15 protein-coding genes and 1 pseudogene are annotated in these 17,397 nt (G+C 73.9%); 7 read left to right on the top strand and 9 right to left on the bottom strand.

Translation table 11 applies throughout. The annotated features are described in order from the left end of the window. The first annotated feature begins 433 nt into the window (after window positions 1-433). The 5 genes from EKG83_RS21725 (at window position 434) to EKG83_RS21705 (ending at window position 4,841) form a co-directional block, all read left to right on the top strand. Window positions 434-1,252 (top strand): CPBP family intramembrane glutamic endopeptidase, encoded by an 819-nt coding sequence (locus EKG83_RS21725; RefSeq protein ID WP_033429618.1) that lies wholly within the window; start codon window positions 434-436, stop codon window positions 1,250-1,252. Further along, entirely contained in the window at window positions 1,249-2,370 is a 1,122-nt protein-coding gene (locus EKG83_RS21720; RefSeq protein ID WP_033429619.1) for a sensor histidine kinase, read from the top strand. Before EKG83_RS21725 ends, EKG83_RS21720 begins: the two co-directional genes overlap by 4 nt. Beyond that, the gene (locus EKG83_RS21715) at window positions 2,367-3,026 is read left to right on the top strand and encodes a response regulator (RefSeq protein ID WP_033429620.1); all 660 of its coding nucleotides are present in this window, start codon (window positions 2,367-2,369) and stop codon (window positions 3,024-3,026) included. Before EKG83_RS21720 ends, EKG83_RS21715 begins: the two co-directional genes overlap by 4 nt. Window positions 3,027-3,429: 403 nt before the next feature. Further along, window positions 3,430-4,062: a DUF1062 domain-containing protein gene (locus tag EKG83_RS21710; protein ID WP_228122748.1), complete on the top strand. Its 633-nt coding sequence runs from the start codon at window positions 3,430-3,432 to the stop codon at window positions 4,060-4,062. 98 nt (window positions 4,063-4,160) lie between these two features. Further along, entirely contained in the window at window positions 4,161-4,841 is a 681-nt protein-coding gene (locus tag EKG83_RS21705) for a DJ-1/PfpI family protein (protein ID WP_033429821.1), read from the top strand. Between the two features lie 69 nt (window positions 4,842-4,910). Here the strand turns inward: EKG83_RS21705 and EKG83_RS21700 are convergent, their stop codons facing one another. Together EKG83_RS21700 and EKG83_RS21695 are read right to left on the bottom strand one after the other, a co-directional pair. Further along, complete coding sequence (locus EKG83_RS21700; RefSeq protein ID WP_033429621.1) at window positions 4,911-5,636, bottom strand: ABC transporter permease; 726 nt, start codon at window positions 5,634-5,636, stop codon at window positions 4,911-4,913. Next, entirely contained in the window at window positions 5,633-6,340 is a 708-nt protein-coding gene (locus tag EKG83_RS21695) for an ABC transporter ATP-binding protein (RefSeq protein WP_033429622.1), read from the bottom strand. The genes EKG83_RS21700 and EKG83_RS21695 overlap by 4 nt, the downstream gene beginning before the upstream one ends. A gap of 349 nt (window positions 6,341-6,689) precedes the next feature. Here EKG83_RS21695 and EKG83_RS21690 point away from each other — a divergent pair, with 349 nt between their 5' ends. Continuing rightward, entirely contained in the window at window positions 6,690-11,057 is a 4,368-nt protein-coding gene (locus tag EKG83_RS21690; RefSeq protein WP_153278283.1) for a S8 family serine peptidase, read from the top strand. On the opposite strand, the gene EKG83_RS21685 is transcribed toward EKG83_RS21690, so the two are convergent. From EKG83_RS21685 to EKG83_RS46995, 7 genes and pseudogenes are all read right to left on the bottom strand, one after another. Next, the gene (locus EKG83_RS21685; RefSeq protein WP_153278282.1) at window positions 11,014-12,009 is read right to left on the bottom strand and encodes a carboxypeptidase-like regulatory domain-containing protein; all 996 of its coding nucleotides are present in this window, start codon (window positions 12,007-12,009) and stop codon (window positions 11,014-11,016) included. The genes EKG83_RS21690 and EKG83_RS21685 overlap by 44 nt on opposite strands. Before the next feature lie 33 nt (window positions 12,010-12,042). After that, complete coding sequence (locus EKG83_RS21680) at window positions 12,043-12,210, bottom strand: hypothetical protein (protein WP_153278281.1); 168 nt, start codon at window positions 12,208-12,210, stop codon at window positions 12,043-12,045. Between the two features lie 19 nt (window positions 12,211-12,229). Continuing rightward, on the bottom strand, window positions 12,230-12,586 hold the full coding sequence (locus tag EKG83_RS21675; RefSeq protein WP_153278280.1) for a hypothetical protein: 357 nt from the start codon (window positions 12,584-12,586) through the stop codon (window positions 12,230-12,232). 191 nt (window positions 12,587-12,777) lie between these two features. Then, entirely contained in the window at window positions 12,778-13,260 is a 483-nt protein-coding gene (locus EKG83_RS21670; protein WP_033429625.1) for a universal stress protein, read from the bottom strand. A 443-nt stretch (window positions 13,261-13,703) separates the two neighbouring features. After that, complete coding sequence (locus EKG83_RS21665) at window positions 13,704-14,831, bottom strand: hypothetical protein (protein WP_051765194.1); 1,128 nt, start codon at window positions 14,829-14,831, stop codon at window positions 13,704-13,706. After that, window positions 14,828-15,287, bottom strand: a pseudogene (locus EKG83_RS47000) (ATP-binding cassette domain-containing protein); the annotation flags it as partial. The gene EKG83_RS21665 and the pseudogene EKG83_RS47000, both read right to left, overlap by 4 nt. Before the next feature lie 20 nt (window positions 15,288-15,307). Further along, window positions 15,308-15,808 (bottom strand): flavodoxin family protein, encoded by a 501-nt coding sequence (locus EKG83_RS46995; RefSeq protein WP_228122747.1) that lies wholly within the window; start codon window positions 15,806-15,808, stop codon window positions 15,308-15,310. 356 nt (window positions 15,809-16,164) lie between these two features. On the opposite strand from EKG83_RS46995, the gene EKG83_RS21655 reads away from it, so the two are divergent. Next, entirely contained in the window at window positions 16,165-17,322 is a 1,158-nt protein-coding gene (locus EKG83_RS21655; protein WP_153278279.1) for a hypothetical protein, read from the top strand. The last annotated feature ends 75 nt before the right edge of the window (window positions 17,323-17,397 follow it).

The following is a 17,397-nucleotide window of genomic DNA, read 5'->3' as shown; positions in this document are numbered from 1 at the left end:
CCCCCTCCGGACCCGGGTGGGCCCGCTCGTACGTCCGGATCGGGCTCCCGAGACCGCTCGTTACGGCTCTCCGGCCGGACTTCGCGGGGCGGCCGGTGGTCCTCCGCACGGGGTGCCGCCGATCCGATCACCGGCCACGGGTGCGGATGACCACGGGCACTCGGGCAATCGGGCGCGCCGAGCCGGGAACACGACCGCGGCGGGCGTGGCAGGTGGTCCATCGGGGTGATTTCGGGTCGGAGGGGGTCTTGGCCCCCGGCCGGGCCGGTGCCGCAACGGCGCCCACGTGTCCCGTAGTGGAGGGCCGGGGCCGTGTCCCCCGTGCGAGCTACACGCGGATGTCCACCGCGCGGGGATGATCCGGGACCGCCCGATCCCTAGCGTTCACCACAGCCGCGACGCCCGGTCGCGGACCGTTGCAGGAGGAGTGGCAGTGCGCCTGGTGAAGCAGTTGTTGGTCGTCGCGGCGGTGGCCGTTGTCGGCAGTCAGGGCGTCGCCGCCGTGGCGGGCGACCCCTGGCTCGCGCTGGTCCTGGGTGTCGCGACGGCCGGGCTCGCGGTGCTCGCCTACGCGTGGGTGGTGCGGCGCACCGAGCACCGCGCGCCCGCGGAGGTGGCCCGCGAAGGAGCCGGCGCCGCCATCGGCCGCGGGTTGCTGATCGGTGTCGTGATGTGCGGGGCCGTCATCGCCGCCATCGCCCTGCTCGGCGGCTACCGGGTGGACGGCCCGGGTCCGGTGACGGGCGCGGTGGGGCTGGTCGGCTTCATGGCCGCCGCCGCCGTGACGGAGGAGCTGATCTTCCGGGGCGTCCTGTTCCGGGTCGTCGAGCAGCGCACCGGCACGTGGGTCGCGCTGGCGCTGACCGGTGTGCTGTTCGGGGCATCGCACCTGCTCAACCAGAACGCCACTGCGTGGGGCGCGATCGCCATCGCGATCGAGGCCGGGTTCATGCTCGCCGCCGCCTACGCCGCCACCCGCACCCTGTGGCTGCCGATCGGGCTGCACTTCGGCTGGAACTTCGCCCTGGCCGGCGTCTTCGGCGCCGAGGTCTCGGGCAACGGCGCGACGCACGGCCTGCTGGACGCGACGCTCTCGGGCCCGGCCCCGCTCACCGGCGGCGCGTTCGGCCCCGAGGGCAGCCTGTTCGCCGTGGCGGCCGGTGCGCTGCTGACGGTCGTGTTCCTGGTGGTGGCGCACCGACGCGGTCACCTGGTCCCGCGCCGCGGCGCCACCGCTACGCTCGTCGGGTGATCGACGTCCGGCGGCTCCGGGACCCGTGGTCGCGGTGCGGCGTCACCGCGCGGGACCTCCCGTTCGCCCTGCTGATCGCCGTCGCGGCGCTCCTGCCGGGGCTGGAGAACTACGGGACGCGGCTCGGCAACTCGCCCCAGCACCCCTTCGACGCGCTGACCGTCGCGGCGGTCGCGCTGGAAGCCCTCCCGCTCGCCGTGCGCAGGCGGTGGCCGGCCGCCTGCCTCGCCCTGGTGTCGCTCGGCTTCGCCGTCGACCAGCTCCGCGGCTACCACACCTTCGCGACCATCGCGCTGCCCGTCGCGCTGCTGAGCACCGGCCTCCACCTCGAACACCACCGGCGGACCGCCGCCGTCCTGGCCAGCGCGGCGTACGTGCCGCTCGCGGTGGCGCTCGACCGGCTGGGCGCGGGCGAGGGGCTGGTCGGGTACGTCACGTTCTACCTGGCGCTGGCCATGGCGTGGGGCGCCGGGGCGTGGCTGCGGCTGTCGCGGGCGGCCGAGGCGGAGCGCCGCGACCACCTCGCCGAGGCCACCCGCACCGCCGAGCGCACCCGCATCGCGCGCGAGCTGCACGACGTGGTGACCCACCACGTGACGGCCATGGTCGTCCAGGCCGAGGCGGCCCGCTACCTGACCGCCGCCCCCGAACGCCTGGACCAGGCCCTGACCGCCGTCACCGACACCGGCCGCCGCGCCATCACCGACCTGCGGCACCTGCTCGACCTGCTCAACCCCGACCACGGCGTGCCCGGGGACCTCCACGCCCTCGTCGAGCGGACCCGGCAGGCGGGCCAGCCCGTCGAGTTCACCCGGGAAGGCGACCCCGTGGTCACCGCCGACGTCACGGTCCACCGGGTCGTGCAGGAGGCGCTGACCAACGCGCTCAAGCACGCCCGCGGCAGCCGCACCGCCGTCCACGTCCACCACGGCGCCCGGGAGACCACCGTGGAGGTGACCACCGAGGGACCGGGCACCACGTCACCCGGCGGCAGCGGGCGCGGCCTGGTCGGGCTGCGCGAACGGGTCGAGGCGCTCGGCGGCGAGTTCACCGCGGGCCCGCGCCCCGGCGGCGGCTTCGTCGTCCGGGCCCGCGTCCCCGCGGGCGGATCGTCGTGACCGCGCCGATCCGGGTCCTGGTCTGCGACGACCAGGCGCTCATCCGCACCGGGTTCGCCACGATCATCGACGCCCAGCCCGACCTGGAGGTGGTGGGCGAGTGCGCGGACGGCCGGGCCGCGGTCGAGCTGGCCCGCCGGTTGCGCCCGGACGTGGTGGTGATGGACGTGCGGATGCCGGTGCTCGACGGCATCCAGGCCACCCGCCTGCTGGCCGGCGCGGGCGTGGCCGAGCCCGTCAAGGTGCTCGTGGTGACGACGTTCAACCTCGACGAGTACGTCTACGAGGCACTGCGCGCGGGCGCCGCCGGGTTCCTGCTCAAGGACGCCCCGCCCGCCCAGCTGCTGCAGGGCATCCGCACCGTGGCGGCCGGCGCGGCACTGCTGGACCCCGAGGTGACGCGGCAGCTCGTGGGCAGGTACGCCGCGCGGATCCGGCCCGCCGAGGGCACCCCGGGCGACGTGCCCCTGGCACCGCGCGAGCTGGAGGTGCTGCGCCTGATCGCCGAGGGCCTGTCCAACAGCGAGATCGCCGCGGCGCTGGTGATCAGCCAGGAGACGGTGAAGACGTACGTGTCGCGCATCCTGACCAAACTCGACCTGCGCGACCGCGTGCAGGCGGTGGTCTACGCCTACCGCCGGGGCTTGGTGACCTGAGGGGCTCGCCGTGGCCCGAGGGGTTCGCCGTGGCCTGAAGGGCTCGCCGTGGCCCGAGGGGCTCGCGGTGACCCGAGGGGCTCGCGGTGACCCGAGGGGCTCGCGGTGACCCGAGGGGCTCGCCGTCCGGTCGTGGCCCGGAAAACCTGTTGCCCGACGGCCTCCGGTTGAACATCATCACGCACATGGGTCTGTGACCAGTGGCGCACGCGCGGGGTTGAAGACGGGGTCGAGTCGTTCCCGTCCACCTTCGCACGGGCTTCTTCCACGCGACGTCGGTGCACGACGTCGCGCTCGCCGGCATGCCGGCCACACGCCACTGGATCCAGGGGGCGGTCCACTGCGGACCGCCTCCGCCAACCTCGGAGTTCGGCGAACCATGAATCGCTTCCGCAGTACCCGCGTGCCCGGCGAAGGCAACGGGAAGTCCCTGTGGGTGGTCAGGGAACTGGGCCTGCCCACCATCGTCAAGACCTGCGTCTCGTGCCGGTCCACCCGCCACCACCCCGCCGGCAAGTTCCGCGTGAACGCCAACGGCAAACTCCTCGACGTCTGGATGCTGATCAGCTGCGAGCTGTGCGGCCGCACGTCGAAGATCCCCGTCCACGAGCGCATCCACGTCCAGTCGCTCGACCACGAACGGCTGCTGCGGTTCGAGGCCAACGACCCGGTGATGGTGCGGCACCTGGCCATGGACGCGGCACTGGCCGGCAGGGCCTCGTACCGGTTGGACTGGAGCGGTGCGTGGGAGCTGGAGACCGACCTGCCGTTCTACGACCTCGAACAGGCTTCGTCGCCGCTGGAGGTCTTCGTCAGGTTCGAGCTCCCGGCACCCGTCCGGGTCGGGAAGCTGCTCACCGCCGGGTTCGGCCTGAGTCGAGCGGCGGTGAGGGGCATGGTCGACTCCGGGCGCATCCACCTGCCCGCGGGCGTCGACGCCAAGGTGCGCGAGGACTTCACCTTCCTCGTCGTCCCACCACGTGAGGGGGGAAAGGAGCGTTCACCGGTTCCGGGGCCGCCCGCTTCGCGGGGGTGATCTCCTCGTGCACCATCGGGCACGACGCGCGACGCCGGGAACCGGTCGCACCCATGACACGACTCCTGTTGAAGACAACGGAAATCCAGGAGGTCATTGTGGAGCGTCGTACTTTCCTGCACGCCTCGGCCCTGTCAGCGGGCGCGTTGGCAGCCGGGGCGCCGGCGTCGGCGTCGAGCCCGCTGCGGGTCCAGGTGCTGATGTTCGACGGGGTCGAGGAACAGGACTGGGCCGCACCGGCGGAGGTGCTGGGCATGGCCGGCGCCATGAGCAACGGCGCACTCACCACCACGCTGGTCACCACCGGCAGGCCCGCTACTGTGACGTGCAACTTCGGTGCGCGCGTCGAGGTGACCCAGGGCTGGTCACCGCACGAGGCGGAGGTGCTGGTGGTTCCCGGCGGCGGCCGGTACACCGACCCCACCGGCCCCGGCGTCCGCAGGCTCATGGCCGACCAGCAGTTCCTGCGCCGCCTGGCAGCTGCTGATGTGCTGCGCGTGGGCATCTGCACCGGGGTCATGGTGCTGGCGGCCGCCGGGGTGGCCAGGGGGCGCAACGCCACCACCCACTCGCGCGCGAAAGCGGATCTGGCGGCCCGGGGGGCGACGGTGATCAATGCTCGCGTGGTCGACGACGGCGACCTGGTGACCGGTGGCGGTGTCACTTCCGGGTTGGACGTGGCGTTGTGGCTGGTGGAGCGGTTCCTCGGTGCCAGGACGGCTCAGCAGGTGGAGACGATCATGGAGTACGAGCGGCGCGGCACCGTGTGGCGGGCTTGATCCGTTGCGCGCGCGGTGGCTGTCGACCTGGAACGGACCGAAGCGAAGACCGACCCGCCGTCCACCCGGTCACGGGGTCCGCCGGCGCAGGGTCGCGGCACCGAGCAGCAGGGCCGCGAGCGCGCAGCCCGCCACGACCAGCAGGTTCCGCACGAGCGTCCCGTCCACCTCCGGCGACCGGGTGACCTGGGTCAGCGCGTCCACCGCGTAGGACAGCGGCAGCAGGTCGGAGATCACGTTCAGCACCCCGGCCATCCCGTCGCGAGGTGCGAACAGCCCGCACAGCAGCACCTGCGGCATCACGATCGCGGGCATGAACTGCACCGCCTGGAACTCGGTCCTGGCGAACGCGCTGGCGAACAGGCCCAGCGCCATGCCGAGCACCGCGTCCAGCACGGCGATCAGCACCAGCAGCGCCACCGGGCCCTCGACCTCCAGCCCCAGCCAGGTCAGCGCGAGGGTCGCCGCCACCACCACCTGCACGACCGCCACCAGCCCGAACGCGAGGGCGTAGCCGAGCAGCAGGTCGAGCTTGCCGATCGGCATGGTCATCAACCGCTCCAGGGTCGCGGTGAGGCGTTCCCGGAGCGTGGTGATCGACGTGACGATGAACATGATCGCGAACGGGAAGACGCCCAGCAGCGCGGGCGCGGCCCGGTTGAAGACCTGTTCCGAGTCGAACACGTACCGCAGCAGGACCAGCAGCAGCGACGGCAGCAGGACCATCAGCGCGACGGTGCGGTGGTCGTGCCGCAGCTGCGTCAGGATGCGCCGGGTGGTGGCCAGGGTGCTCATGCGGTCCTCACCAGCGCCAGGAACGCCTGCTCCAGGTCGGCCGTGCCGGTGCGGTCGCGCAACGCCTGCGGGGTGTCGTCGGCGAGCAGCGCGCCGTCGCGCATGAGCAGCAGGCGGTCGCACCGCGCGGCCTCGTCCATCACGTGGCTGGACACCAGCAGTGCGGCGCCCCGGTCCGCGAGCCGGTGGAACAGGGACCACAGCTCCTCGCGCAGCACCGGGTCCAGGCCCACCGTCGGCTCGTCCAGCACGATCAGCTCCGGTCGGCCCAGCAGCGCCGCGGCCAGGCCGGCCCGGCCGCGCTCGCCGCCGGAGAGGGTGCCCACGAGCTGGTCCGCCCGCTCCTCGAGACCGACCTCGCCGATCACGCGCTCGACGTCGGCGGCCGGTGCGCGCAGCACGGACGCGAAGTAGCGCAGGTTCTCCCGCACGGTCAGGTCCGCGTAGACCGACGGGCTCTGCGTGGAGTAGCCGACCCGGTCGCGCAGCACGGGGCTGCCCGCCGGGTGGCCGAGGACGGTGACCGTCCCGCCGGCCACCACCTGCACGCCGACCACGCACCGCAGGAGCGTGGTCTTGCCGCAGCCGCTCGGGCCCAGCAGGCCGGTGACGGACCCCTCGGGCACCTCGAACGTGACACCGCGCACGACCTCGCGCCCGCCGCGCACCACCCGCAACCCGTTGACGGCAACCGAGTCGGCCATGCACTGGATTGTCGCCCCGCCGGGCGCCCCGGGGAAGCGGGGATCACCAACGACCGGGAACGCACATTTGCACACCAGTGCACATTCGTATACCGGGGTTCATTTCCGCGAGACCGGAAAACAGCCCGCAGCCGTCCGCCGAGGCGTCGCACAGATTCATTGACGATAATAACAAGCATCCGCCGACCGGCCTAAGAACAGGGGCTTTGTACCCTGAAACCAGAGACGCGGGACCTTTTTTCGTTGACACTCACTGCACTGTCCCGATACGGCCGGAAAAATCCAACCGGCTCATTCAATTCCGCCGCGCGGGCGAAGTCGCTCCGCGAAAAGCCAGTGAGGAAGACCCATGTCCCTGTTCAGGAGAGGCCGGGCGGTCGCGCTGTGCACCGCCCTGTGCCTGGTGGCCGCGGCGGCCCCCGCACTCGGCGGTGCCGCCGCGGCGGCCCCCGCGGAGACCGCCCCGATCGACCCGGTCGTGCGCCAGCGCACCGAACTGCCCGGCACCACGACGTTCTTCGTCCGCCTGAAGTCCGGCGCGCACCTCGACGCGAGCCAGGGCGCCACCGACCGCACCGACCGCGTCCGCCGGGTGTACGAGGCGAAGAAGGCGCACGCCGAGCAGTCCCAGGCCGGCCTCCGCGCGGTGCTGACCGCGCGCAAGGCACCCTTCACCCCCTACTGGATCACCAACGCCATCAAGGTCACCGGCGACAAGCAGCTGCTGTTCGAGCTGGCCCGGCACCCCGACGTGGCGCAGATCCTGCCCGACCGGACCTACCGGCTGACGAAGCCGGTGCGCCAGGAGGGCGCGCCGGGCACCCAGGCCGTCGAGTGGAACATCGACCGGGTGCGCGCCCCGGAGGTCTGGCAGACCTACGGCACCCGCGGCGAGGGCATCGTGGTGGGCACCATCGACACCGGCGCCCAGTTCGACCACCCCGCCATCGCCCGCCAGTACCGCGGCGCCCGGTCCGGCGCCCCCGACCACTCCTACAACTGGTACGACCCGTCGCTGGTGTGCGGCAACCCGTCCAGCGCGCCGTGCGACAACGTCGGCCACGGCACCCACGTGCTGGGGACGATCGTCGGCGACGACGGCGGCGAGAACAAGATCGGCGTGGCGCCCGGCGCGCAGTGGATCGCCGCCAAGGGCTGCGAGACCGACACCTGCTCCACCTCCGCGCTGCTGTCCGCCGGCGAGTGGATGGTCGCGCCCAGGGACGCCAACGGCGCGAACCCGCGCCCGGACCTGGCGCCCGACGTCATCAACAACTCCTGGGGCGGCGGTCCCGGCGACCCGTTCTACCGCGACATGGTGGACACGTGGGTCGCCGCGGGGATTTTCCCCGTGTTCTCCGCCGGCAACGACGGCGGGTCGGGCTGCTCCACCGTCGGCTCCCCGGGCGACTACGCCGCCGCCTACGCCGTGGGCGCGTCCACCCGGGCCGACGGCATCGCCTGGTACTCCAGCCGCGGACCGAGCGTCATCGACGGCGGCACCAAGCCCGACATCACCGCACCGGGCGACGAGGTGCGCTCCAGCCTCCCCGGCGGCCAGTACGGCCTCAACAGCGGGACCTCCATGGCGGCGCCGCACGTGACCGGCGCCGTCGCCCTGATGTGGTCGGCGTCGGCCCAGGTCCGCAACCAGGTGCCGCTGAGCCGCGAACTGCTCGACGGCACGGCCGTGCCCGTCGACGACCGGAGCTGCGGCGGCACCGGGGCCGACAACAACGTCTGGGGCCACGGCAGGCTGGACGCCTACGAGGCCGTCACCCGAGCACCGCGGGGCCCGGTCGGCGCCGCCACCGGCACCGTCCGCGCGGGCGGCCACCCGGTCGCCGACGCACTGGTCCGGTTCGACAACGGCCTGGTCCGCTCCACCCGGACCGCCGCCGACGGCACGTACACCCTGCCGAGCCTGGCGGTCGGCGAGCACACGGCGACGGCGAGCACCTTCGGCTACCTCACCGCGTCCCGGCGGGTCACCATCACCGAGGGCACCACCACCGCGGTGGACTTCGAGCTGGCCGCCGCACCGCGGCACACCGTCTCCGGTCAGGTGCGCGGCGCCGACGGCGCACCGGTGCCCGGCGCGACCGTCACCGCGGCGGGCACGCCGCTGCCGCCGGTCACCACCGACGCCGACGGCCGCTACCGCCTGCCCGACGTGCCGGTGGGCCGCTACGACCTGACCGCCGAGGGCGACCGGTGCCGGCTCCCGCAGCGCGAGCAGGTCGAGGTGGACGGCGACGAGCAGGTCGACTTCGCGCTGCCCGCCAGGACCGACGGCATCGGGCACGTGTGCGCCGTCGGGGCCCCGGCGCCGTGGACGGACGCCGACACCGCGCTGCCGCTGGAGGGCGACGACGTGTCGGTCCCCGTGGACCTGCCGTTCCCGGTGAACCTCTACGACCAGTCCTACCGCCGGGTGCACGTCAGCACCAACGGCTTCCTCAGCTTCACCACGGCGCTGCCGTTCTTCGTCAACGGCCGCCTCCCCAACCCCTCCGAGCCGAACACGGCCGTGTACGCGTTCTGGGACGACCTGTACGTGGACGGCGCCGCCTCCGTGCGCACCAGGACCACCGGGACCGCCGGGCAGCGCGAGTTCGTCGTGGAGTGGCGGAACGTGGGCATCCTCGGCGAGCCGCCGGAGGTCCGGGTGGACTTCGAGGTCGTCCTGCACGAGAACGGGCCGATCTCGCTGCGCTACCGCGGCATCGGCGACAACCCGCGGGAGGCGGGCTCCTCCGCGACCGTCGGCGTGGAGGACGAGACCGGCACCGACGCCCTGGAGTACGCCAACGAGCTGCCGGTGCTGTCCGACAACAAGGAGATCACCTTCCGCGTCCCCGACACCGGCCTGGTGCGCGGACGCGTGGTCGACGCCACCGACCAGGGGCCCGTGGCGGACGCCGAGGTCACCGCGACCCAGCCGGACCGGCCGGACCGGGTCGCCCGCACCGACCGGGACGGCTACTACCAGTTGCGCGCGCGGACCGGCGACGCCCACCTGAAGGTCGCCAGCCCGCACTACGACGTGGCCGAGACGGACGTGGACCTGCGGGCGGACCGGCCGGCCGAGCGGGACTTCGCGTTGCGCACCGCGGCGCTCCGGGTGAGCACGACGAGCCTGGATTTCGTCGTACCGCGGGACCAGAGCCGCACGCGCACCATCACGCTGTCCAACCCCGGCAGCGCCGAGGCCCGGTGGGAGGCCGAGGAGGGCGGTGGCGGAGCCGTGCGGCAGGCCACCGCGGTCCAGCGGGCCGCGGACGTCGACACCTCCGCGCGGACGAGCCGGGGCCTGCCCTCGGCGACACCCGCCGACGCCCGGACCGCCGCGCCCGGCCAGGTCATCCGGCAGTGGCCGACGACGGGGCTCCAGCTCGGCTGGGGCGTGGGCGTGCAGGACGGCCCCTGGATCTCCGACGGCATGGCGAACGCCAACCGCCGCTTCACCACCACCGGCGACCCGGGCACGACGTGGCCCACGCCGTGGACGGGCGGCTGGCCCGCGGACTCCGCCTACGTCGCCGCACGCGGCCTGATGTGCCAGGTCGCCGTCGGCGGTGACAACGGCATCCACTGCTGGGACCCCGCGACCGGCCAGGTCACCGAGCGCATCACCGGCTCCTTGCCGTGGACGGCGACCTCCCAGCGCGGGCTGGCCTACCGCCCCGACGACGACACGTTCTACGTCGGCGGCTGGAACGAGGGCGTGATCTACCACGTCAAGGGCCTGTCCCACCCCGACCGCGGCGCGGTGGTCGGCCGCTGCTCCCCCGCCGACCCCGGCATCTCCGGCCTGGCCTGGAACAGCTCGCACGGGCTGCTGTGGGCCGCCACCAACACGCCCACCGACACCGTGTACGGCCTGAACCCGGACACGTGCGAGACGCTGCGCACGATCGCGCCCCCGGACTCCGCCCCGTTCTCGGGCGCGGGTCTGGAGACCGATCCCGCGGGCAACCTCTGGATGGTCTCGCAGGGCGGCCCGTCGACCGCGTACCTGGTCGACAGCGGCCTGCCGGACTTCACCGACGTGCCGTGGCTGCGGGCCGAGCCGGCCTCCGGGCGGCTCGCCGTCGGCGCGACGCAGGACGTCCAGGTGCGGGTCGACACCACCGGGCTCGCGCCGGGCGTGTACGGGGCGCTGCTGTTCTTCACCAGCAACAGCGCCCGCGAGCCGGTGCGCGCGGTGCAGGTCCGCCTGGTCGTCCCCGGCTACCAGGCGGGGGTCAACGCGGGCGGCACGGCCCGCGTCGACGCCCTCGGCGACACCTGGCAGGCCGACCGGGCCTACACCGCCGGCGGCTTCGGGTACCTGGACAACCGGCGTTCCCGGGTGCTCCGCACGGCCATGCCCATCTCGGGCACCGACGAGCAACAGCTCTACCGCGACCAACGCGAGAACGCCTACGAATACCGCTTCGACAACGTCCCCAACGGCTGGTACGCCATCGACCTGGAATTCGCCGAACTGCGCCGAACCCGACCCGACACCAGGGTCTTCGACGTGCTGGCCGAGGACCGGGTGGTACTGCCCGCGGTGGACGTCGCCCTGGCCGCCGGCAGCTTCACCGCCCTGCACCGGACGGTGTACGCGGAAGTGACCGACGGACAGCTCAACCTGCGACTGGCCAGACGGGTCGGCGACCCGATCGTCAACGCCATCCGGGTGACACACCGCCCCGACCACGTCGGCTGACCCACGACGCCGGGTGGTCGGGTGGGCTCGTCCCGCCCGACCACCCGGCCCGCCGACGGGACCGACGGCTCAGGCGGTCGGGGCCTCGGCCACTGCCACCCGCCCCTGGCCGCCCTGGTCCGGGAGCTGGGCTTCCAGGGGTACCGGGTCGTCGGACCCGTGCACCGCGACAGCGGATCGTGCTCGACGAGGTCACCGGGGTCGCCGCCTGGTGCACCGAGCCGGGCGAGGTGTGCTTCTGCGCGTCGATGGGCTGCGGCCCCACCTCGGACAGCGGGTACGACTTGGCGCTGACCGAACGCGTCAACGCCCGCGGCCACCGCTTCCCGGCCACGGCGGGGCGGTCAGGTCCGGCTGCGCTTCGTCCGGTGACCAGGCCGGCGCCGGCCGCGAGGGTCAGCAGCCCGCCCAGGGCAAGCCACGTCACGCCGGCGCCCGTCTCGGCCAACCGCTGCTCGGCCAACTGCTGCCCGGGGCCGCTCCCCGCGGGCGGGGTGGCCGCCGGTGGGGTGGTCGACGGCGGTTGATCCGGGTCGGGTTGGTCGGGACCGACCACGCCGGCGGTGTACAGACCGACCGGCACGTCGAAGAACCCGAACCGGCCCTCACCGTCCGTGATGTCCCGCGCGATCACCTCACCGGTGACCTGGTCCCGCAGGTGGACCTTCGCGTTCGGCAGCACCCGCCGACCCGGGACCCGCGCGACCGCGGAGGTCTCGGTGCTCCCCGCACCCCACGGCGGCGCGCCGAAGACGACGGTCACCTTCATGGTCCCCAGGTCGGCCATGCGGTCGTCGACGGTGAAGCGCACGTCGATTCCCCGGGTTTCCCCGGCGGGCAGCGTGACGCCGGGACCGGAGATGTCGAACTCCCCGAGGTCCATGGGGATCGGGGCATGGGTGCGCACCTCCGCGGCGAGGTTCGCGACCGGTCCCCGGCCGGCGTTGGTCACCCTGAGCGCCGGCACCGCGGTGTCGCCGACGCGTTAGGTCCGCCGGTCGAACGCGGCCGTCGCGGTGAGGCGCCGGTCCGGCAGGTACTCGCCGCGGAGCGCGAAGCGGCCGGTCGCGTCGGTGATCGCCGAGTACGACTGGTAGGGCACCCCACCCCACACCGTCACGGCCAGACCTGCGAAGACCTCGTTCGGCTCCATGACGCCGTTGAGGTTGCGGTCACCGTGGTGGTGTTGTCGGCCGGGTTGGCATCGTCCTGGTCGATCGCCACGGCCGTGACCTCGACGGTGAGCTGGCGGTCGCGGTGCCGACATTGGTGACCCGGGCGTGGACGGTGACCTCTTCTTCGATGGGGTAGCCGGCCTTGTCGAGCCACGCCTCCAGCCGCAGGTCCACCACTCCCGGATCGGGTTCGTCCGCCGGTGGGTGGTCGGTGGTGGGCGGCTCGGTGGTCTCGCCCGGCGCCGTGGCCGGTTGGGGCTCGGTCGGCTCGGTGGTGGCCGTCGGCTCGGGTGACGTGGTGTCGTGCCCGAACGTCGGCCCCGCTGACATCCCGGTGCACAGCGCTGTGGTCAACAGCAGTGCACCCAACGATCCTTTCGTGCGTGACATCTCGGGACACTCCCTCCCGGTGTGCGATCCCTCGGATGTCTCCGCTCCCGGCCTTCCCCGGCGAGCACCCGCGCAGCAGAGGCGCCGGTGCCCGCTCCCGGGGCGAAAATCCCTGCCCGTTCAGGACTTCCCGCTCCTGTCACGGGCGGTCTCGGTCAGAGCAGCGGGCCCGGGGTGACGACCGGCTTCGGCTCGACCGGCTCGGCGTGTGCCTTGGGGGTGCGGATGACGACCACCGGGCAGTGCGCGTGGTGCACGCAGTAGGAGCTGACCGAGCCCAGCAGCACCTCCCGGAACGGCCCCGCGCCCCGGCTGCCGACCACCAGCAGCGCCGCGTTCCCGGACGCCTTGACCAGCACCTCGCGCGGATCACCCTCCGCCAGGACCGCCGTCACCTCCTCGCCGGTCTCGGCGACCACCTCGGCCAGCAGGGACCGGTAGCTCTCCTCCACCTTCTCGCGGCTCATGCCCGTGGCGACCGCGGTGGACAGCGAGCCGATGACCATGCCGTAGTCCACGTGCCAGGCGAGGACCGCGTCCACCGCGCATCCGCGCAGCTTCGCTTCCTCGACCGCCCAGCGCAACGCGGTCCGGCTGGCCGGGGATCCGTCCACACCGATCACGATCTTGTCGTCCATGGTTCTCCTCCCGAGGGCTCGTCCCGAGGCTGCCCGCCGGGGCGCGCCGGGGTCAGTGGCCGCTGTCCCGGAAGAGCAGGGACCTTCGCCCCCGTTGGATCGGAAGCCCGCTGTCCTGGTGACGTCGGTCCCTGGCCCGAACCCCCCTCCCACCGCGCGCCGGGGCCGAGGATGGGTGGTGGGAGTGGACGGGTCGGCCGAGGGCCGCGGAGCGCTGCGCTGGGCGTTGCGCCACGCCGTGCGCACCGGCGACACCGTCGAGGCGACCGTGGCGTGGCCGCGCAAACCGCACTCGATCGTGCGGCAGATCTGCGCCGAGGTGCCCGACGCACCACCGGTCACCGAGATCACCGTCGTGGGCGACCTAGCCACCGGCCCTGGTCGGGGCCTGCCACGGGCCGATCTGCTCGTCATCGGCGGTCGTGGTCACGAGGCGGACGGCGTCACCACGACCTGCCCCGTCGTGGTCGTGCCGGCCGCCTGGGCGGGCGGCGGAGCAGTGCACCCGGCGGCCGGGAGCGACACTGGTGCCCGAAGGAGGTCGGCATGGGCGCACGGGCGATGTCCCGACGCCGCGCCGTCGCCAGGGCGATGGCCCAGCGGGTGCGGCTGGTCGGGGTGGTCAGGACCAGGTCGAGCCGCGCCGGGGTCTCCTCGTCCGCCGCGCGCGGCGGTGTGGACGCCATAGGCGGAGACCAGGACGCCGAGCAGGGCGAACGATGCTGCCGACCAGCACGCCGCAGAGGGCGAAGCCCGCGGTCCAGGTGAGCAGCAGCCAGGCCAGGCCGGGCATGCCCCGCAGGGCGGGGCCGGCGGGGGACGGACCGGCGCGCTCGGGCAGCAGGTCCGCGCCGAGGTCTCGGCGGACTTCCAGGCGGTAGGCGGCAGTGGTGGAGGCGGCCGCGGCGAGGAGGGCCCACCAGCGGTCGCCGGCGAACGGGCGAACCTGCTGGCCCCAGCCGACCGGGGACAGCCACGTCAGCCAGGCCCGGACCGGTGGTGGCGGCGCGGGTGCCGATGACGAGCTGGGCGGTGACCGCGGCGACGCCGGCGAAGGACAGCGCGATGCCGGTCCAGGCCAGGGCGAACGCGATCGAGCCTGCCGGCGGCAGCCCGGTGGCGGTCAGGCCGACGGCGGTGAGCACGGCCAGGGCGGCGGTCACGGCGGCGGTGACGAGCAGGGCCGCGGTGAGGGGCGCGTGGCGGCCGACGACGCCGGCGCGCACCAGCTCCAGCCGTCCCCGCTGCTCCTCGCCGCGGGTGTGGCGCAGGACCAGGGTGACGGCGAAGACGGCGAGCAGGACCGCGCCGGTGCCCAGGGCCTTGAGCAGGGCCACCGCGCCGGGCGGGGTCTCGTCGTAGACGTGCCCGTACACCGCGACCATCGCGGGTGTGGCGTTCATGCCGCGAGCGGCGCGCACGAGCGAGGCGGTGGTCGGGAACAGCCCTGCGGTGGCGTCCGCCGAGGTGACGGCGAGCAGGGTGAACACCGCGATCCAGGCGGGCAGGAGCAGGCGGTCGCGGCGCAGCGCGAGGCGGACGAGGGTGGCGGTGCCGGTCGGGGAGGTCATCCGTCGGCTCCCGCGCAGTGCTGGAGGAACAGCTCCTCCAGGGTGGGCGGGTGGCACTCGTGCACGCCGGGCAGGTCGGCCAGGCCGTTGGGCGAGCCGACCAGGTCGGCGTCCACGGAGGTGCGGGTCAGGTGGCGCAGCTCGGTCAGCGACCCGGCGTCCACGACGCGACCGGCGCGGATGATGCCCACCCCCTAGGCCACGCAGTCCTCGAACACGGCCTGCATGAGCGGGTCGAGGCCGGTGGTGGGCTCGTCGAGGACGAGCAGTTCGGCGTCGGAGGCCGGCGCGGCGACGAGGGCGACCTTCCGGCGGTTGCCGGAGGAGTAGGCGCGGCACTTCTTGGTCGGGTCGAGACCTCCGCGCAGCCGGCCCAGCAGATCCGTGGACCTCGCCGCCGGTGAGGTTGGGCCACAGCGTGACCTCGCCGGGCACGTGGGCGAGCCTGCGGTGCAGGCCCTCGGTGACGACGGCGTTCACGCCGGGTTCCCGGCGAGCACGGACCGCGCCCACGCCGCCGCCCGGGCGGGTTCGCCGACCAGCAGCGGGCCCGGGGTACCGCCGACGTGGAAGGACACCGGCCTGCCCGGCACGGTGAAGTGCAGGGACCGCAACCGCTTGGCGATGGCCTTGGCCGCGGAGCCGGCCGGCCACCCGGTCCCGACCCTGGTGTCGAAGGCGTGCGCGGTGACGTGGTGGCCGAGCGGGGCGAGGGTGTCCAGCCACTCGCGCACGCCGCGCCCGGTGGACACCAGCCCCTCGGTCGCCTGGTCGGCGGCCGACCGGCGGGTGACCGGGCGGCTGAGGCCCATCACGTGCGTGGGCGCTCCCACGACCAGCAACCCGACGTCGTCGGGCAGCACGTCGGGGGCGTCGGAGACCTCGACGACCTCGGCGGCCAGGGCCTGTCCGATCGCCTCGGCGATGACCTCGGTGTTGCCGAACATGGATTCGTAGACCACGAGTGCCCGTGCCACGACCGACCACCTTCCTTCTCGCCCTCACGGTGCTCCGCGACCGCAGCGGCCGGACAGCGGCGAACCGCCCCGTCTCCGGCGGGACCTTCGCCGCGACCGGCCGGGTCCCCCGGCTCTACTCCCCGTGCCGCCCGCGGGAGGAGGATCGGAGCACACCTGCCAGGAGGGACGCCGTGGTCTTCCACGGCCCCGACCACCACGTGCCGGACCCCGATCGGCGATCAGGTGGGCGAGCCGTTCACCAACCCGGTGCACACCCGACCTCGGCACCCGGTCCGCCGGGTGCCCGCCGCACCGCCCGTACCGCCACATCGGGGCGGGAACCCGAAAGCAGGCTGGAGAACGGAGTGATGACGATGACGGGAAGGTACAAGGCGATCGTCGCGACCGGTGTGGTGGCGCTGGGTGTGCTGGCACCCGCGTCCCCGGCGTCCGCGGCAGCGCCGAGGCTCGTCGACCTGGGCCCGGGTGACGCGTTGGCCCTCAACGACCACGACGTGGTGGTGGGGTACTCCAGGGACGGCGAACCCCCCTACGCCACCCATGCGGTGAAGTGGGACCGCGACGGGCACGGGGCTCGGCTCGCGTTACCCCCCGGCGGCGACATCAGCAGCACCGCGGTCGCCGTCAACGACGCCGGTCTCATCGCCGGCAACCAGGGAATGCCCCCGTACTCGCGTGCGGTGCGCTGGGACGCCGGGGGCAACCCGGCCCTGCTGGAGTCGTCGTGGCGGTCCTCCGAGGCCATCGCGATGAACGAACACGGCGTCGTGGTCGGCATCGACGGCGACGGGACGGGGACGAACGTGGCGGTCCGCTGGGACACCGGGGGACACCGCACCGAACTGCCCACCCTGCCGCCCTACGCGTCCTGCGCGCCCAAGGCGATCAACGACGACGGCACCGCCGCCGGGACCTGCTACACCGGCATACCCGGCGGGATGCTGGAAACCCGCGCCGCGCGGTGGGACCGCGACGGGCACGTGGTCGAACTCGGCCCGCTGCCGGGCGGGCGGTCCAGCTCCGCCGTCGGGATCGACGACCGGGGCGTGGTGGTCGGCCAGGCCGTCGGCGCCGATGGCGTGTACCGCGCGGTGCGCTGGGACCGGGACGGGCGGATCGAGGAGCTGGGCGTGGGCGCCGAACTCCAGATCTCCGAGGCGGTGGCGGTCAACGGCCGGGGAACCGCGGTGGGCAACGCCCTGCCGGTGGACGGCGCGTACCGGGGCGTGCGCTGGGACCGGCACGGACGGCCGACGCTGCTCGAAGCGACCGCGGGCAGCATGCGGGCCGTGGCGGTGAACGAGCACGGCGCGGTGGTCGGGCTCGTGGTCGGCGCGGGCTTCCAGCACGCGCTGCGGTGGGACCGCGCCGGCCGGGTGACCGACCTCGGCGCGCTGCCCGGCTCGACCGTGAGCGGGGCGCGGCGGGTCAACGGCGGGGGCACCGTGATCGGCTGGGGGTTCGGCCCGGGTGACGTGGGGCAGACCCGCGCCCTGATGTGGCTGGGCTGACGCGGGACCGGTGACGGCCGGGCCTTGCCGGGGCGAGTCGGCCGCGCCCCGGACCTGCCCGCGGTCGGCGCGCCG

Origin of the sequence: Saccharothrix syringae, assembly GCF_009498035.1 — a bacterium.
GTDB classification, from domain to species: Bacteria; Actinomycetota; Actinomycetes; order Mycobacteriales; family Pseudonocardiaceae; genus Actinosynnema; species Actinosynnema syringae.
Note: the sequence above shows the minus strand (reverse complement) of the source record. Positions and strands in the feature narration are given on the sequence as shown.

Excerpts from the sequence above, each read along its gene's own strand:
- EKG83_RS21700 (WP_033429621.1), bottom strand. The coding sequence starts at position 5,636 with ATGAGCACCCTGGCCACCACCCGGCGCATCCTGACGCAGCTGCGGCAC.
- EKG83_RS21695 (WP_033429622.1), bottom strand. The coding sequence starts at position 6,340 with ATGGCCGACTCGGTTGCCGTCAACGGGTTGCGGGTGGTGCGCGGCGGG.
- EKG83_RS21690 (WP_153278283.1), top strand. The coding sequence starts at position 6,690 with ATGTCCCTGTTCAGGAGAGGCCGGGCGGTCGCGCTGTGCACCGCCCTG.
- EKG83_RS21680 (WP_153278281.1), bottom strand. The coding sequence starts at position 12,210 with ATGGAGCCGAACGAGGTCTTCGCAGGTCTGGCCGTGACGGTGTGGGGT.
- EKG83_RS21670 (WP_033429625.1), bottom strand. The coding sequence starts at position 13,260 with ATGGACGACAAGATCGTGATCGGTGTGGACGGATCCCCGGCCAGCCGG.
- EKG83_RS21665 (WP_051765194.1), bottom strand. The coding sequence starts at position 14,831 with ATGACCTCCCCGACCGGCACCGCCACCCTCGTCCGCCTCGCGCTGCGC.
- EKG83_RS21655 (WP_153278279.1), top strand. The coding sequence starts at position 16,165 with ATGACGGGAAGGTACAAGGCGATCGTCGCGACCGGTGTGGTGGCGCTG.